Genomic DNA, 15,048 nt, shown 5'->3' with positions numbered 1-15,048 from the left:
AAGTAATATCATCTTACCGAAAAAGATGAAAATAAAAATGGGCTGTTCCACAAAAGGAACAACCCACTTCTCTGTTTATTTCTTTAAAGGTGTTACCGTCCAGTACGTAACAACTCGCCAAATCCATTCTAGTGGACCCATTTTAAAGATTTTCATCCAAATTACACTAAATACAATTTGAATTGCATAAATTGCGATACAAACATATAAAGTCTGCATATACGTTAAGTTTTCTGCAAAGTTAAATACACTGCCTGCGATTAAAATCATTGCAGTTTGTCCGATATAATTCGTTAAAGCCATACGACCATAGTATTTCAGTGGCGCTAACAATGTTTGAACTGGTTTTAATTGTAGTAATAAAATTAATGCTCCAACATAGAAAGCCGAAATAATTGGTCCAACAGTAACACCAATTTTTAAAAACTGGCTTGCAGCATCCATTGTTCCATCTTCAGTTTCCATTATCCCATTTATAAATGGTTCAGCAGGAACGTGCCCATATTGATACCATACAGCTATGACACTTAAAACAAACATAATACCTGTAAAAATAGCGACTTTCTTTATATTTTGCGCAAGATTTTCAAATACACGATATTGCCCTGCGGCAAGCCCTAATAAAATTAAGCCAAGTGGTAATAGTTCTTTAACTCCCATTACACTGAAGGCAATTGTCAAAATAAGTCCTAGTGCTAGGTTCAATTCTTTTTTCGCTTTATAAAACGGTAAAACGATTAACCCGCAAATTGCGTATAACGCTAGTGCTTCTCCAGGCTGAAACATTTGATGAATTAAACCAAAAATAAATAATGCTACTAAGCGACGTAAAAATAAAACATAGCCATTTTTCCCTTTCGCAATCGCTCTTGAAATAAAGATATAGAATCCCACTCCAAATAAAAATGAAAAGATTGAGAAGAAACGACCTTCTACAAATAAGTATAAAAATCTTTGATAGCTAGCATCCACTGTATTAGGATCTGGAATTTTAATGTTAAGTAATGCGAGAATATTTACTAAAATAATCCCCAGTAGTGCAAAGCCACGAATGTAATCTAACTCATCAATTCGCTTGTTTGTAATATTGTTCCCCATAAAGCAACCCCTTGTATAAAATTTAATCCTTCCTTACTCTACTGGAGAAAGCTGCTCACAACTATCGACAAACCTTACATAAATCTTACATTATTGTCATATAGCAAAATAAAACCAGGTCATATTTCGACCTGGTTTACTCTGATTGTTTTGATTTTTGCGGTTGTCCTTTTTTACTATTACGCTGTTTTACTTGAACAATCGGATCAAGTTCATTCGAAAATTCAGCGTTATGTCCATTTTGTGTTTTTTGTTCTGGGTTATTTTGATCTGAACGTTTCGCCATTACATTCACTCCTTATTAGTGCGGTGTAATAATCATTTGATGTTGCAATTGGCGAATTGCCATACGTGCTCTATTTAACTGCTCACGTTGCTCATCATTCGCATGTTGTTGCATCGTTTGTAAATCATTATATGCTTGTTCTAATTGCAACTGCGCATCCGAATACTCCATCGTATTATAATGCTCTTGTCTCATACCAAGATCTAATTGTTCTTTCGCATATTCCACCGCTTGTTCCGCTTGTGTAATATACGATTCAAGTGATTGACGCTCTGCCATAATTGTCCCTCCTTGCTTCAATTCCCCTTTAGTGTGTCCCTTCCTTATGAACCTTATGAGTATGTTATAATGGATTTTGTGTTATTTTGACTCGGCTTAGGAGGGAAAGTAATGAAGGTTCAAAACCCTTTTCCATATACAAACGACAATAAACGTTATCATACATGGAATTACCATTTACGAAATGAATTTGGTGAAAAAATCTTTAAAGTTTCATTAGATGCTGGCTTCGATTGCCCGAACCGTGACGGTACAGTTGCTTATGGCGGTTGTACATTTTGCAGTGCTGCTGGATCTGGTGACTTCGCTGGCGATCGCCGCGATGATGTTATAACGCAATATCATGAAATGAAAGAAAAAATGCGCTCAAAGTGGAAAGACGGAAAATGTATCGCTTATTTCCAAGCGTACACAAATACACATGCACCACTTGAAGTGTTAAAAGAAAAATTCGAACCGCTTCTAGCAGAAAAAGACGTTGTCGGTCTTTCTATCGCAACTCGTCCAGATTGTTTACCGGACGATGTTGTTGAATATTTAGCGGACTTAAATAAACGCACGTACCTTTGGGTTGAACTCGGACTACAGACTGTTCATGAACGTACTGCAAATCTTATTAATCGTGCTCACGATTATCCGTCTTATGTAGAAGGTGTAAATAAATTACGTAAGCACGGCATTAGAGTTTGTTCTCATATTATTAACGGTCTTCCACTTGAAGATTACGACATGATGATGGAAACAGCTCGTGAAGTAGCGAAACTTGACGTACAAGGAATTAAAATCCACTTACTTCACTTATTAAAAGGAACGCCAATGGTGAAGCAATATGAAAAAGGACAACTCGAGTTCCTTTCTCTTAAGGATTACGTAAGTCTTGTTGTTGACCAACTTGAAATTATTCCAGAAGACGTAATTGTGCACCGCATCACAGGTGACGGTCCACCTGATTTAATGATCGGTCCAATGTGGAGCTTAAATAAATGGGAAGTATTAAATTCCATCGATGCAGAATTTGTGCGCCGCGGAAGCTGGCAAGGAAAATATGCAAATGAGGAGAAACAAAAATGAAATTAGAACGTGTATTACCGTTTGCTCGCTCGCTTCTGCAAACGGCAGTAAAAGAAGGCGATTACGCTGTAGATGCAACTTTAGGAAACGGCCATGACACTTGCTTCCTAGCTGAAATCGTTGGAGATAACGGAAAAGTATTTGGATTTGATATTCAAAAAGAGGCAATTGAAAGCTCAACAACTCGTCTAAAAGAAAAAGAACTTTTCGAACGTACTGTTTTAGTTCACGATAGTCACGATACACTTCTATCCGTATTACCAGAAGATGCAAAAGGAAAAGTAACAGGCGCAATTTTCAACTTAGGTTACCTTCCAGGCGGAGACAAGCATATCGTTACAAAACCGAACTCAACAATCTCAGCGATCGAACAATTATTAGAAGTAATGGCACCTGAAGGTATCATCGTCCTTGTCATTTACCACGGACATCCAGAAGGACAAGTAGAACGTGACGCTGTTCTCAAATTTGCCGAAGAACTAGACCAAAAACAAGCTCACGTATTGCGATATGGCTTTATTAACCAGCAAAATAATCCGCCATTTATTGTGGCGATTGAGAAACGATAAAGTGAAACTTTAATCAGTGGGGGGAATCCCCACTGATTATTAGTTGAACCAATCGGGCATTTATGGGCAGTTTATCTCCCAACTAACTTCTTTGCTCCAGCCGAATTTTAAGGTGGCAGTTTTACTGCCCGTTAATGTGGGGTAATATATCAACGATTTTTCAATTATATCTATCGTAACTCGGGATATATCAACGATTTTTTCGATATATCTATCATAACTTACAATATATCAACGATTTTTCAATTATATCGATTGTTCGACAAAACATAACAAAAAAAGACGTGCACTCATTGCACGTCTTTTTGTTATTCTCCTATATAATGGATATATACACTATTTAAAGAAAGAAGGATAGAACTTTGCTAGTAGAACTAAGGGGAATTCAAAAGAAGTATAGCAAATCACTTATACTAGACAACATTGATTTATCCATTCCAGAAGGAGAAGCGCTCGCTATTATTGGCGGGAACGGGACTGGAAAAAGTACTCTGCTAAAAATAATTGCAGGCTTTATTTCACCTACGGCAGGGACAATTCAAAGGAAAGAACATATACAAATCGGTTATGTACCTGAACATTTTCCTGAAGGAATTCGTTTTACATTAGAGGATTATCTATTTCATCTCGGCCACATTCACGGTTTATCAACAAAATATGTAAAAGATAAAATTCCGCTGCTTCTTCAATCTTTTCACCTACATCATGCAAGGCATTCCGTTGTACGAAACTTTTCAAAGGGTATGAAACAAAAAACAGGCATTATGCAAGCATTACTTACGGACGTACATTTATTAATTTTAGACGAACCGCTTTCTGGGCTCGATCCGAACTCTCAGCAAGAATTAGAACATATTTTACTCTCATTAAAACAACAAGGTATATCTATACTCTTCACATGTCATGAAAAACAACTATTAGAAAACTTCGCCGATAGAATTGTGACGTTAGCAAACCATACAATCACAGCAGATACCTTTATACAAAAAGGGGCAGAACAAGTCTATATTGAAGCAATCGTTCACGACACATTTTCAGCGATAGAACTACAAAAGCAATCCGGTTTTATACACGTTACACACAAATCAAATCAAAACCTTATTCAATTACAAATCGAAAAAGAATATACAAACGAAATGCTTCAGTTTTTATTACATAAAAAAGCATCTATCACACTGCTACAACCTAACTTTTAAATCGAAAGAAGGTTTATTATGTTCGCGCTTATTCGTTACCATTTTCTCGACTATACAAAATCGTATAAGTACATCCCTCCTATTGCGATGTACTTTGTGAGCTTGCTTTTTGTATATACATATAAACCGACTCCTATTGTACCGACATATTTAGAAACAGCACTCGCACTTTATTTATTATCTGCCTGGATTACGGTCACAATTTTTCATACTGAAGACCCTGTACAAGAACACATTACCATTTCTCACACAAATAATATTTCCGCACTATATGTGGGTAAATATATTACGGCGCTTCTCATTTGTACTGTGTTATCTTTTATATCTGTAATCTATCCAATTATTTTGCAAATGTTTAATGAAGAAATGACAGTTTCTTTATTTTTAGTCGGATTTCTCTCTCACATGTCTTTCTCTATACTAGGAATTTCAATCGCAACGTTATTTACAAGAAATATAATTCAAAAAGCAGGCACTGCTTGGCTTAGCCTTACATTTATATTGCTTATAACGATTGCATCTATCCAGTTAAAAAAAGAGTTACTATGGTTTTTACCACCTGTCGAAAGCTTTCTAATGCTTGGACAATACAAATATAATATACTGACTCACACGCTATGGCTCACAGCTTGGGCTATCGTATATTCATTTTTATTATTTACCTTATTTCTTTTTATCGTTCGCAAAAAACGTTTTTAATTGCATATTAAAGGAGACGAGACAATGATCGGAATACTAGCAGGAATGGGGCCAAAATCAACTGGACCATTCGTCGATACAGTTGTAGCAGGGTGCCAAACAATATACGGAGCAAAGCATGATATGGACTTTCCTCATATGATGATTTACTCGTGCCCAACACCGTTTTATATGGATCGCCCTATTGATCACGAAGCGATGAAAAAAGCGATTATTAAAGGAGCACAAAAACTTGAAAGTACTGGCGCAAGCTTTATCGCTATGCCGTGCAATACGGCGCATCTTTATTTCGAGGAATTACAGCATTCTCTGTCCATTCCGATTTTAAATATAGTCGATGAGACGTTACAAGCAATTCCTAAAAATGCAAAAAGAGTCGCTCTTCTCGCAACAGAAGCGACAGTTCAAGCTGGTATTTATCAAGACGGGATTGCAAAACGGAATATAGAATACATTCATTATGAAAAATGGCAAACGATGATTAATCAAATTATTACGTATATTAAAAGCGGAGAAGTTGAAAAAGCTCGCAAATTATGGAGCGCGCTCGTTGTGCAGTTGAAGGATGAAGTAGATACCGCAATTATCGCATGTACTGATTTGAATGTTGTGGCTAGTGAGAATTTTGTTGATTCTTCTCAATGTCTTGCGAAAGCGGTTGTTAGGATGTACTTATCAAATATAAAGAGATCTTCATAAACATAGAAAACACTCCTTCTAAAATGTGTTTTATGTTTAATAAAAATCCCCAAAACTTTTAACTTTCTTCACAATTCTTTCAAAGTAATCACACTTAATCTCGCTATATTAAATAAGTAGTTATTCATATAGGGAAGGTTAGGGGAACTGAAAGTATGAAACAAAATCGTTCGCTTCATTACATTTTTTGGCGTTGGCATTTTTATGCTGGACTTTTTATTACGCCGCTTCTTATTACTTTGTCACTGAGCGGAATTGGGTATTTATTTCGGGAGGAAGTTGAAGATTTCATCTATAAAGATTTATATTTTGGAAAGAGCGCTCAAACAGAATCTATTTCGATGGCTGATTCTATTTCCTTAACAGAGAAAAAATATCCACATTATAGCGTGGCGAAAATTAGTGAGTTTAATGGGGATTATAATACGAGACTTACGATTGCAAATGAGTATACTGGGCAACAAAAATATGTGTATTTAGATAGTAATAATCAAATTGTTGGGGATCAAAACGCAAGTGAAACGTTTGCCAATATAATGAGGGAATTACATAGTTCTCTTTTAGTTGGTGGCACTGTCGTTAACTATACTGTAGAGCTTGCGGCATGCTGGACAATCTTTTTAATCATAACCGGATTGTACATGAGTATACGCCAATTCAAAAACACACCATCATCCAATAAGCGAGAAAAAGCAAAAAGACGTCATTCTATTATCGGTATTATATTTACAATTCCTCTCTTTCTGCTAGTCGCATCTGGATTGCCGTGGTCAGGATTTATGGGGAACCAAATTTATAAAATTGCATCGTCAAATGAATCGCTCGGATATCCGAAATTGTATATGGCACCGCCTGAATCGAAGGTAAAAGAATTGCCGTGGGCAACTAGAAAAGAAGCTCCTCCTGAATCGAATTCAAATGAACCGAAAGCAATTTCTGTCGATGAATTACAAAAAGGAATTGAAATAAAGAAGCCATATGTTATTTCACTACCAGCTGATCCAAAAGGTGTATTCACTGTTTCGAAATCGAGCGGTTCTGGTATTACAGGTATGCATGTTGCACCAAATGAAGAGATAACAGCTTACTTTGACCAATATAGCGGGGAACTCATTTCAAAAACGGACTATCGTGATTATGGATTACTTGCACAATGGTTCACTTACGGCATCCCACTTCACGAAGGACATTTATTCGGATGGCCAAATAAAATATTATGCTTACTAACGACATTATCTCTACTACTTCTTATTTATTACGGAATAAAAATGTGGTTAGCAAGAAAGCCGAAAGGAAAATTAGCAGCACCGCCAAAGCAAAGAGATAAGAAAAGCATAATCGTTTTCTTTATCATGATGGTTATACTAGGCGCTGTCATGCCTTTATTCGGGCTATCTGTTTTAGTGATTTTTGCGATTGAACTTCTTATATATGTATTTTCAAAAATACGATCATAATGAAAAGAAAACCACTCTACATGAGTGGTTTTCTTCATCACTGCGCTGTTTTCTTTCGGTACATCTTCCCGTTCCAATAGAAGAATCGTGAAGTGAGGCCTCCGTACTTTACAATGCGCCGTGCCATTTTGTGCATATTCTTTTGTGCTGATACTTTTTGATCTGATAAATAAATACCAAGTAACCCTCTGCTTATAAGGCGATGAAACTTCGCATGAGGCAAATCACCAATACTCTTCTCCGCTTCTTCTACAAAGTGTTTCATCCGATCTAATATCGCTTGCTCGTTTTCGTAATAACTACAGAAATTCAAATCTCCGCCTATACGGTCTTCTTCTTGATCAATGAAATAATCAAGTAAGATATGAAGTCCTTGTACGTAAGGGAAGTACCCTTGTCTAATTTTCGCAATATCTTCATCATGTAACTCATCATGAAATGCATATGCTACAAGACAGAAAATTCCAAGTGTAGAACCGGCACATGCTGAAAATTCAAACCAACTCATCTCAGGTAAGTTTTCTTTATGTGCTTCAAACCAATTTTTCAGGCGCGGCTCTCTTTCTTCTAAATTCACGTGTTTATGAATTTGCAAATCACAATAATAACAAGCAAGTTCATGAAGAACAGGAGCAATTTTGTCATAGTGCTTCGTTTTCTTTAAAACATCTTGGCATGTTTCAACAAGTTCATCTAAATAACCACCATCATCTTGATCATCACGATAACGATAATAATTACCGCCACCTTCTACTTCAGGTGATAATGCCATTAACATCGATTCATGCAGTGCGGCAAAATCATTTGGATCAAGTGATGTACTGCGATCACATAAATTATCTAAATAGTCGCTGATCGTTTGATACGCTACGATAAAACGAATACATTCTTCTCGGTGTTCATTTGCTAATAGCGCTAAAATGCCACCGCCCTCACAATGAAACGTTTTATGCTCAATACTTGCGATTGCCTGACTATGAAGCTCATCATTCGGAATATGGTAGGCACGCTCTTTCCACATCGCTAGCTCATGGTGTACAACCGGAAACACATCACGGTATACTTTCGCCATGAGCGTTATGGGATTACTCGGTACGTTCACTTCTTCCTTCATCTCCTCTATTAAATGTACAAACAATGATTTATTTGTTTGTTTTTACTATATTATTGACATGCATTTCAGTAAATGACTGAATATAACTCAAAATTTCATCACGCTCATACTCATTTAATAACTCGTGATAACAATTCGGCCATTCTTTATATGCCTTATCACCTATTTTAACATTATCAAACCACATGCGGACACGTGTTTTATCTACAAGTTTATCCTCACATGCTTGCATTAGCAAGAGCGGAACGTCTGGAAAATCATCTATTTTCTTATGAGCAATTTCGATAGACTTAATCAATTCACTATACCAACGTACTGATACTTTGCGCAAGAACAATGAATCATTCTCCATTGCATCTCTCACTTCATGATTCCTTGTTGACATTTCCACCGTAAGATTCGTTGCAAATTGCAATTTTGGAGCCACAACATTTAATATTCTTGAAGCAAATTGAAGCGGAGCAGAGGGTCCAGTCACTACCCCTAAACAAGGCGAACTTAAAATAATACCTTCTACATCTTCTCTCTTCGTTTCTTGCATCACACGAATGACAATAAGACCACCCATACTATGACCGAATAGAAAAATAGGTAACCTATACTTTCTTGCTTCTTTCACCCATAATTTAACTTCCTCTATGTATTCATCAAATGAATCAATATGTCCTCTATTTCTTGAAGTCGTTCCATGTGACGGAAGATCCCCCATCACGACGTGGTAGCCGATATGATTCCACATTTCCGCAACTGCTTCGTAACGTCCGTGATATTCCATTGCGCCGTGCACAATAACAATGACAGCTTTTGCTTCCTCCGCTTCATAATTCCACATACGGCTCTCCTCCATTTCACTCTTTCTCATAATTTGATACACTAAAACTAGTCTCTAGGAAAGGAAGACTTTACATGATATATCCTTACAAAGAAAAAAAACCGAAAATTGCGAGTAGTGCTTTTATCGCTGACTATGTTACCATTACAGGCGATGTTTCCGTTGGCGAGGAATCAAGTATTTGGTTTAATACAGTCATCCGTGGTGATGTGTCACCGACAATCATTGGAGACCGAGTAAATGTACAAGACCAATGTACACTTCACCAAAGCCCGCAGTATCCTCTTATTTTAGAAAACGACGTAACAATTGGGCATCAAGTCATTTTACATAGTTGCCATATTAAGAAAGATGCTTTAATTGGAATGGGATCTATTATATTAGATGGTGCTGAAATTGGCGAAGGAGCTTTTATCGGCGCTGGAAGCCTCGTTTCACAAGGAAAGAAAATTCCGCCGAACACGTTAGCTTTCGGTCGTCCCGCGAAAGTCATTCGTGAATTAACAGAAGAAGACCGTAAAGATATGGAGCGTATTCGCACGCAATACGTTGAAAAAGGTCAATATTATAAATCATTACAGAAGTAAATTTCCGCTGCCATAAGATTGGCAGCTTTTTTTATATAAAATCTAACTTTTTCTTTACAAAACATTATTACTCCCTCAACAAAATCTTATTAAAATAAAAGCTAATATCTCCATATATATGTAAACGAGGGAGGAGAATTTTCATGAAGGTCAGTGGATTATATAAAATAGAATGTTACATTTTTAAAGGAATTAATCGCTACTTTGATCAAAAAACGTTAAATATCTTTTTCAGCAATATTACCCATATCGGTGGTGCTACTTTCTCCATTGCACTTACACTTTTCTTTTTAATTTTTGCAAAAGGGACTTTACACCAAGCAGCAATCGCTACTGCTATTTCTTTAGCAATTAGCCATATTCCTGTACAAATATTAAAAAGGTGGTATCCACGAAAACGTCCTTATTTAACAATTCAGGATGCGAAATATCCAGTCCATCCATTAAAAGACCACTCTTTCCCGTCTGGTCATACAACAGCCGTTTTCTCTGTCTTCATTCCATTTATTTGCTATAATCCAAGCTTACTTGCTTTCCTATTACCATTAGCATTATGCGTCGGTATTTCACGTATTTATTTAGGACTTCACTATCCGTCAGATGTGTTCGTCGGCATGTGCCTTGGCACTTGCTCTGGCATCATCTCTTTTTATCAATTCATCCCACTTTTCACATAAAGGAGTGATATGATGAGAGTCGCCATTTTTACCGATACTTTTACGCCACAAGTTAACGGGGTTGCGAAAACGTTAGAACGATTAACAAGTTACTTTCAGAAAGAACAGATCGCCTATTCTGTTTTCGCCCCTCAGCATACAGCTGAAGATAATTTCGTAGCTAATGTGAACAAGATGAGAAGTATCCCGTTAACAATATTATATCCAGAATGTCGCTTTTCTTTTCCTACTCCGCGTATTAAACGGGAACTTCATTCCTTTAAACCTGACATTATTCACATTGCCACACCTTTCAACATGGGACTTTGTGGATTGTATTATGCAAAAAAGTTAAACATCCCAGTTGTCGGTTCTTATCATACTGATTTCGATGCCTATTTACGTTATTACAAAATCGAATTCCTCTCCAATATGCTGTGGAACTATTTAAAATGGTTTCATAGTCATATGCAAAAAAATTTTGTACCTTCCTTTGAAACATTACATCAATTAAAAAACAAAGGCTTTCAGACCCTCTCTATATGGGGACGTGGTGTAGATTGCACACTCTTTCATCGTGCTTACAATACAGACCTATTCCGAAAAAAATATAATATTACAGCGAAGTATGTCCTTTCCTATGTTGGACGAATTGCTCCTGAAAAAGATATTGATACACTGCAATACCTTATCGTTAAAACAGCACATACTCGAAACGATATTCATTGGCTCATCGCAGGAGACGGTCCTCTAGCAACAAGTTTACGTGAAACTGTTCCGAAAACAAATATCACTTTTACTGGCTATTTACAAAGTGCAGATTTAGCTGAAGCATATGCTTGTTCTAACATAATGGTGTTTCCATCAGCTACTGAAACATTCGGAAATGTCGTACTTGAATCACTCGCATGCGGTACACCTGTCATTGGTGCAAATAGTGGCGGGGTTAAAAATATTATTACAGATGGAAAAACGGGAGTTCTTTGTCCGCCTAAAAATGAAGATGCATTTCTATCATCCATTTATTTTTTATTACAAAATGAAGAAAAACTTGAGCAAATGGGAATAGCAGCTTCATCTTTTGCGAAATCAAAGAGCTGGGATGAGATCTTTCGCGGTTTGCTTAACCAATATGAAGAAGTCCTGCAGCATAACACATCAGAGTTGCTTGCTTAAATAGAAAAACTCCCTTCAAAAAAACGAAGGGAGTTTATTACATGGTCATAAATTTTAGTTTAATAAATGATACATAAGGTTAAACATTGTTTTATTTCTATATTAATTATATCAAAAATAAACATAACTAAACAGACTTGTAATAAAAACCCATAAAAATCAATATATGGTTATACAGTATTTTAAACTGTATAATGATTTTAAGAATTCCCCTTAAAATCAACTTACTCACATACCTTTATACAGCAATTGTTCCCCAATTCTGTATATCAAAAAACCTTTCATTCATTTGAAAGTTTTTTTTGAGCCTGCACATATTCTTCTTTCGTATTTACATTTATAAACCAATTCGCATTCACTTGTACATCTTCTCCAGAAACATACTTCACATTACATTGTGATAAAAGCTGCCCCATACTTCTTTTTTCTTCCTGAAGTAAAGCATAAATCTTTTCTTTCACGCGGTTATGATACGCTGCAAGTAGCGGCTGTTTTCTTCCATTAATAATAGGTACAACCGCATCATATTCATTGCTCGTTTGCTCCAGTAAAATGGTAAACCATTCATGCGAAACATTTGGCGCATCGCAAGGCATAATAGCGTACCAATCTGCTTCTATGTATTCCATTCCTGATACAATGCCGGCAAGCGGCCCATTTCCTTTATAGTGCGGAATATCTTCTATAACAGGAACTTGTACGAATTGCTCTACTCGCTCTTTTATATCAGAATGACTAATAACTACAACTTCTTGGAGCACACTCGTCATCACTTTCAAAATATGCTCAATAAAAGTACTACCTTGCCAGCTCACTAACGCTTTCGGCTCACCGAATCTACTCGACATACCGCCCGCTAATACAATTCCAGCCCACTTACTCATTGGCGATGTAGCTCAAATGTAATATGACCTAATTCCGGTAAAATTAATTTATTCATCGCAAGGCGAACCGCCCCGCTCGATCCTGGCATCGAGAAAACTACTTTGCGCCCAATTGTACCCCCAATCGCTCTACTTAACATTGCGCTGCTCCCGATATCTTCTAAATAACTAATCATGCGGAACAACTCACCAAACCCGACAATCTCTTTATCTAATAACGCTGATACTGCTTCAATTGTGACATCGCGTTTCGTAATACCAGTACCGCCATTTGTTAATACAACATCTACATCTTCCTTATGATAACCAGCTAACACCGCTTGCTGAATACTTTCTTTATCATCTTTTACAATTGCATAAGAAGTTACTTTATGTCCCGCTTCTTTTAACAATTCATGCAATAGTTGTCCGCTCTTATCTGTTTCTTCCGTACGTGTATCGGAAATCGTAACAATCTTGCAACGCACTTCTTTTGGAGCTTGTTTTTTATGTTCAGTTACACTCATTTTTTATCTTTCCTTTCTTAAAGACTTTTCTTCATTTTATCATACATACCTTTACACAATTATGTATGAAGCCAATCATGCGCCATGATACAATATAAGTATACTAACCCACAAAAAGGAAAGTGCACTTTCTTATACTCCTAGACTACACATCTTTAGCTACTCTTTATATTTTCTACATAATAGAATTCAATTTTAAAACTTGTACTAAAAAATAAATTGGAGGTCTACATAGTATGGAACTTTATAAAAAATTAACAACAACATTTATCCTCTTATTCATCGCTTCAATCACTGTCGGCTTTTCCTTAAAAGGCGCAATTCCATACGCTACATTAGTAAGCATTATATTCGCGACACTAATTTTACTAAGTAGTGCCTTTTGCGCAGGTAAAGCACGTCAAATGAAAAGTTGATTACATATGTTCCAGAAGAAACCCATCCTTTGTAACTCATGTAAAAAGGAAATACAAACGTATGAAAAGGCATGACTAATACGAAAAAATATATTGAGCTAGAAGGCGAAGTATATTGCAAATCATGCATTCAAATTGTAAGTAAAACGAAATAAAAAAAGCTTTGCGCTCACCGCGCAAAGCTTTTTTTCATATATTATAGACCAGCTTGCTCTTTTAAAGCTGCAGCTTTGTCTGTACGTTCCCATGAAAGATCTACATCAGTACGTCCGAAGTGGCCGTAAGCTGCTGTTTGTTTGTAAATTGGGCGACGTAAGTCTAGCATTTTAATAATACCAGCTGGGCGAAGATCGAAGTTGTTACGAACTAGTTCTACTAGTACGTCTTCAGATACTTTACCTGTGCCGAATGTATCAACTGAAATTGATACTGGTTGTGCTACACCGATTGCGTATGCAAGTTGTACTTCTGCTTTGTCAGCAAGACCAGCTGCTACGATGTTTTTCGCAACATAACGAGCTGCATATGCTGCAGAACGGTCAACTTTTGTTGCATCTTTACCAGAGAATGCACCGCCACCGTGGCGAGCGTATCCACCGTAAGTATCAACGATGATTTTACGTCCTGTTAAACCAGCATCACCTTGTGGCCCACCAATTACGAAGCGGCCAGTTGGATTAATGAAGAATTTCGTTTCTCCATCCATTAATTCTGCTGGTACTACAGCTTTAATTACGTGCTCTTTTAAGTCGCGATCGATTTCTTCCCATGTAACATCTGGGTGATGTTGTGTAGAAATTACGATAGTATCAACACGTACTGGTTTACCATTTTCATCATACTCAACTGTAACTTGCGTTTTTCCATCTGGACGTAAGTACGATAATGTATCATCTTTACGTACTTCAGTTAAACGGCGAGCTAATTTGTGAGCAAGCGAGATTGGAAGTGGCATTAATTCTTGTGTTTCATTACATGCAAAACCAAACATTAAACCTTGGTCTCCTGCACCAATTGCCTCAATCTCAGCGTCAGTCATTTGACCTTCGCGTGCTTCTAGCGCTTGGTCAACACCCATAGCGATGTCAGCAGACTGCTCATCGATAGATGTTAAAACAGCACAAGTTTCTGCATCGAATCCGTATTTTGCGCGTGTGTAACCAATGCCTTGAATTGTTTCACGAACGATTTTCGGAATATCTACGTAAGTAGAAGTCGTAATTTCCCCCGCTACCAATACTAAACCAGTTGTTACAGTTGTTTCACAAGCTACACGTGCATTTGCGTCTTTTGATAAGATCGCATCTAAAATTGAATCAGAAATTTGGTCACAAATTTTATCTGGATGTCCTTCAGTTACAGACTCAGATGTGAACAGATGACGTTTTTTTGTCATGTGGTAAACCTCCCTACAGTAATTGTATATATTGTACGGAACTCATCCTTAATTTGCCACAAACTGCGACATACATTTATTCTCCCACACAAGCATACAGAAAAACCTTTCCTACTTTACATAGAGG

At 36.9% G+C, this 15,048-nt stretch carries 18 protein-coding genes; 10 read left to right on the top strand and 8 right to left on the bottom strand.

Going from position 1 to position 15,048, the window contains the following annotated elements; all coding sequences use genetic code 11:
- Positions 1-75 precede the first annotated feature (75 nt).
- The 3 genes from ACTJJY_RS12085 to ACTJJY_RS12075 all read right to left on the bottom strand — a co-directional run bounded on the left by ACTJJY_RS12085 (position 76) and on the right by ACTJJY_RS12075 (position 1,663).
- Positions 76-1,098: a DUF418 domain-containing protein gene (locus tag ACTJJY_RS12085; protein WP_440605602.1), complete on the bottom strand. Its 1,023-nt coding sequence runs from the start codon at positions 1,096-1,098 to the stop codon at positions 76-78.
- Between the two features lie 136 nt (positions 1,099-1,234).
- The gene (locus ACTJJY_RS12080) at positions 1,235-1,384 is read right to left on the bottom strand and encodes a hypothetical protein (RefSeq protein ID WP_001129340.1); all 150 of its coding nucleotides are present in this window, start codon (positions 1,382-1,384) and stop codon (positions 1,235-1,237) included.
- Between the two features lie 15 nt (positions 1,385-1,399).
- A complete protein-coding gene (locus tag ACTJJY_RS12075) occupies positions 1,400-1,663 on the bottom strand; it encodes a YtzC family protein (RefSeq protein WP_000840865.1) in 264 nt (87 codons plus the stop codon).
- 111 nt (positions 1,664-1,774) lie between these two features.
- On the opposite strand from ACTJJY_RS12075, the gene ACTJJY_RS12070 reads away from it, so the two are divergent.
- The 6 genes from ACTJJY_RS12070 (at position 1,775) to ACTJJY_RS12045 (ending at position 7,354) form a co-directional block, all read left to right on the top strand.
- A complete protein-coding gene (locus ACTJJY_RS12070) occupies positions 1,775-2,734 on the top strand; it encodes a TIGR01212 family radical SAM protein (protein WP_440605601.1) in 960 nt (319 codons plus the stop codon).
- Complete coding sequence (locus tag ACTJJY_RS12065; RefSeq protein ID WP_000764472.1) at positions 2,731-3,303, top strand: class I SAM-dependent methyltransferase; 573 nt, start codon at positions 2,731-2,733, stop codon at positions 3,301-3,303. Before ACTJJY_RS12070 ends, ACTJJY_RS12065 begins: the two co-directional genes overlap by 4 nt.
- Positions 3,304-3,665: 362 nt before the next feature.
- Positions 3,666-4,499 (top strand): ABC transporter ATP-binding protein, encoded by an 834-nt coding sequence (locus ACTJJY_RS12060; protein ID WP_440605600.1) that lies wholly within the window; start codon positions 3,666-3,668, stop codon positions 4,497-4,499.
- A gap of 18 nt (positions 4,500-4,517) precedes the next feature.
- On the top strand, positions 4,518-5,198 hold the full coding sequence (locus ACTJJY_RS12055) for an ABC transporter permease (protein ID WP_440605599.1): 681 nt from the start codon (positions 4,518-4,520) through the stop codon (positions 5,196-5,198).
- 24 nt (positions 5,199-5,222) lie between these two features.
- The gene (locus ACTJJY_RS12050; protein WP_440605598.1) at positions 5,223-5,897 is read left to right on the top strand and encodes an aspartate/glutamate racemase family protein; all 675 of its coding nucleotides are present in this window, start codon (positions 5,223-5,225) and stop codon (positions 5,895-5,897) included.
- 155 nt (positions 5,898-6,052) lie between these two features.
- Positions 6,053-7,354 carry a PepSY-associated TM helix domain-containing protein gene (locus ACTJJY_RS12045; protein WP_440605597.1) on the top strand — a complete coding sequence of 434 codons (1,302 nt, stop codon included), beginning with the start codon at positions 6,053-6,055 and terminating at the stop codon, positions 7,352-7,354.
- Between the two features lie 37 nt (positions 7,355-7,391).
- Here ACTJJY_RS12045 and ACTJJY_RS12040 read toward each other — a convergent pair whose 3' ends face one another.
- Both ACTJJY_RS12040 and ACTJJY_RS12035 read right to left on the bottom strand, forming a co-directional pair.
- On the bottom strand, positions 7,392-8,456 hold the full coding sequence (locus ACTJJY_RS12040) for a tetraprenyl-beta-curcumene synthase family protein (RefSeq protein ID WP_113302822.1): 1,065 nt from the start codon (positions 8,454-8,456) through the stop codon (positions 7,392-7,394).
- Positions 8,457-8,496: 40 nt separating this feature from the next.
- A complete protein-coding gene (locus ACTJJY_RS12035; RefSeq protein WP_440605596.1) occupies positions 8,497-9,300 on the bottom strand; it encodes a lysophospholipase in 804 nt (267 codons plus the stop codon).
- Positions 9,301-9,374: 74 nt separating this feature from the next.
- Here ACTJJY_RS12035 and ACTJJY_RS12030 point away from each other — a divergent pair, with 74 nt between their 5' ends.
- From ACTJJY_RS12030 to ACTJJY_RS12020, 3 genes are all read left to right on the top strand, one after another.
- Positions 9,375-9,887: a gamma carbonic anhydrase gene (locus ACTJJY_RS12030; RefSeq protein WP_000640186.1), complete on the top strand. Its 513-nt coding sequence runs from the start codon at positions 9,375-9,377 to the stop codon at positions 9,885-9,887.
- Between the two features lie 143 nt (positions 9,888-10,030).
- On the top strand, positions 10,031-10,564 hold the full coding sequence (locus ACTJJY_RS12025; protein ID WP_000868582.1) for a phosphatase PAP2 family protein: 534 nt from the start codon (positions 10,031-10,033) through the stop codon (positions 10,562-10,564).
- A 12-nt stretch (positions 10,565-10,576) separates the two neighbouring features.
- Positions 10,577-11,719, top strand: coding sequence for a glycosyltransferase family 4 protein (locus ACTJJY_RS12020; protein WP_440605595.1), 1,143 nt, complete (start codon positions 10,577-10,579; stop codon positions 11,717-11,719).
- A 281-nt stretch (positions 11,720-12,000) separates the two neighbouring features.
- Here ACTJJY_RS12020 and ACTJJY_RS12015 read toward each other — a convergent pair whose 3' ends face one another.
- Both ACTJJY_RS12015 and ACTJJY_RS12010 read right to left on the bottom strand, forming a co-directional pair.
- The gene (locus ACTJJY_RS12015) at positions 12,001-12,603 is read right to left on the bottom strand and encodes a molybdenum cofactor guanylyltransferase (protein ID WP_440605594.1); all 603 of its coding nucleotides are present in this window, start codon (positions 12,601-12,603) and stop codon (positions 12,001-12,003) included.
- Positions 12,600-13,109 carry a MogA/MoaB family molybdenum cofactor biosynthesis protein gene (locus ACTJJY_RS12010; protein WP_440605593.1) on the bottom strand — a complete coding sequence of 170 codons (510 nt, stop codon included), beginning with the start codon at positions 13,107-13,109 and terminating at the stop codon, positions 12,600-12,602. Before ACTJJY_RS12010 ends, ACTJJY_RS12015 begins: the two co-directional genes overlap by 4 nt.
- 236 nt (positions 13,110-13,345) lie before the next feature.
- On the opposite strand from ACTJJY_RS12010, the gene ACTJJY_RS12005 reads away from it, so the two are divergent.
- Complete coding sequence (locus ACTJJY_RS12005; protein WP_440605592.1) at positions 13,346-13,525, top strand: hypothetical protein; 180 nt, start codon at positions 13,346-13,348, stop codon at positions 13,523-13,525.
- A 196-nt stretch (positions 13,526-13,721) separates the two neighbouring features.
- On the opposite strand, the gene metK is transcribed toward ACTJJY_RS12005, so the two are convergent.
- Positions 13,722-14,921 (bottom strand): methionine adenosyltransferase, encoded by a 1,200-nt coding sequence (metK, locus tag ACTJJY_RS12000; protein WP_000163117.1) that lies wholly within the window; start codon positions 14,919-14,921, stop codon positions 13,722-13,724.
- Positions 14,922-15,048 lie beyond the last annotated feature (127 nt).

This window comes from Bacillus sp. 22475 (assembly GCF_052044835.1).
Taxonomy (GTDB): Bacteria; Bacillota; Bacilli; order Bacillales; family Bacillaceae_G; genus Bacillus_A; species Bacillus_A cereus.
Note: the sequence above shows the minus strand (reverse complement) of the source record. Positions and strands in the feature narration are given on the sequence as shown.

Excerpts from the sequence above, each read along its gene's own strand:
- ACTJJY_RS12085 (WP_440605602.1), bottom strand. The coding sequence starts at position 1,098 with ATGGGGAACAATATTACAAACAAGCGAATTGATGAGTTAGATTACATT.
- ACTJJY_RS12080 (WP_001129340.1), bottom strand. The coding sequence starts at position 1,384 with ATGGCGAAACGTTCAGATCAAAATAACCCAGAACAAAAAACACAAAAT.
- ACTJJY_RS12075 (WP_000840865.1), bottom strand. The coding sequence starts at position 1,663 with ATGGCAGAGCGTCAATCACTTGAATCGTATATTACACAAGCGGAACAA.
- ACTJJY_RS12070 (WP_440605601.1), top strand. The coding sequence starts at position 1,775 with ATGAAGGTTCAAAACCCTTTTCCATATACAAACGACAATAAACGTTAT.
- ACTJJY_RS12065 (WP_000764472.1), top strand. The coding sequence starts at position 2,731 with ATGAAATTAGAACGTGTATTACCGTTTGCTCGCTCGCTTCTGCAAACG.
- ACTJJY_RS12055 (WP_440605599.1), top strand. The coding sequence starts at position 4,518 with ATGTTCGCGCTTATTCGTTACCATTTTCTCGACTATACAAAATCGTAT.
- ACTJJY_RS12050 (WP_440605598.1), top strand. The coding sequence starts at position 5,223 with ATGATCGGAATACTAGCAGGAATGGGGCCAAAATCAACTGGACCATTC.
- ACTJJY_RS12045 (WP_440605597.1), top strand. The coding sequence starts at position 6,053 with ATGAAACAAAATCGTTCGCTTCATTACATTTTTTGGCGTTGGCATTTT.
- ACTJJY_RS12035 (WP_440605596.1), bottom strand. The coding sequence starts at position 9,300 with ATGTGGAATTATGAAGCGGAGGAAGCAAAAGCTGTCATTGTTATTGTG.
- ACTJJY_RS12030 (WP_000640186.1), top strand. The coding sequence starts at position 9,375 with ATGATATATCCTTACAAAGAAAAAAAACCGAAAATTGCGAGTAGTGCT.
- ACTJJY_RS12025 (WP_000868582.1), top strand. The coding sequence starts at position 10,031 with ATGAAGGTCAGTGGATTATATAAAATAGAATGTTACATTTTTAAAGGA.
- ACTJJY_RS12020 (WP_440605595.1), top strand. The coding sequence starts at position 10,577 with ATGAGAGTCGCCATTTTTACCGATACTTTTACGCCACAAGTTAACGGG.
- ACTJJY_RS12015 (WP_440605594.1), bottom strand. The coding sequence starts at position 12,603 with ATGAGTAAGTGGGCTGGAATTGTATTAGCGGGCGGTATGTCGAGTAGA.
- ACTJJY_RS12010 (WP_440605593.1), bottom strand. The coding sequence starts at position 13,109 with ATGAGTGTAACTGAACATAAAAAACAAGCTCCAAAAGAAGTGCGTTGC.
- ACTJJY_RS12005 (WP_440605592.1), top strand. The coding sequence starts at position 13,346 with ATGGAACTTTATAAAAAATTAACAACAACATTTATCCTCTTATTCATC.
- metK (WP_000163117.1), bottom strand. The coding sequence starts at position 14,921 with ATGACAAAAAAACGTCATCTGTTCACATCTGAGTCTGTAACTGAAGGA.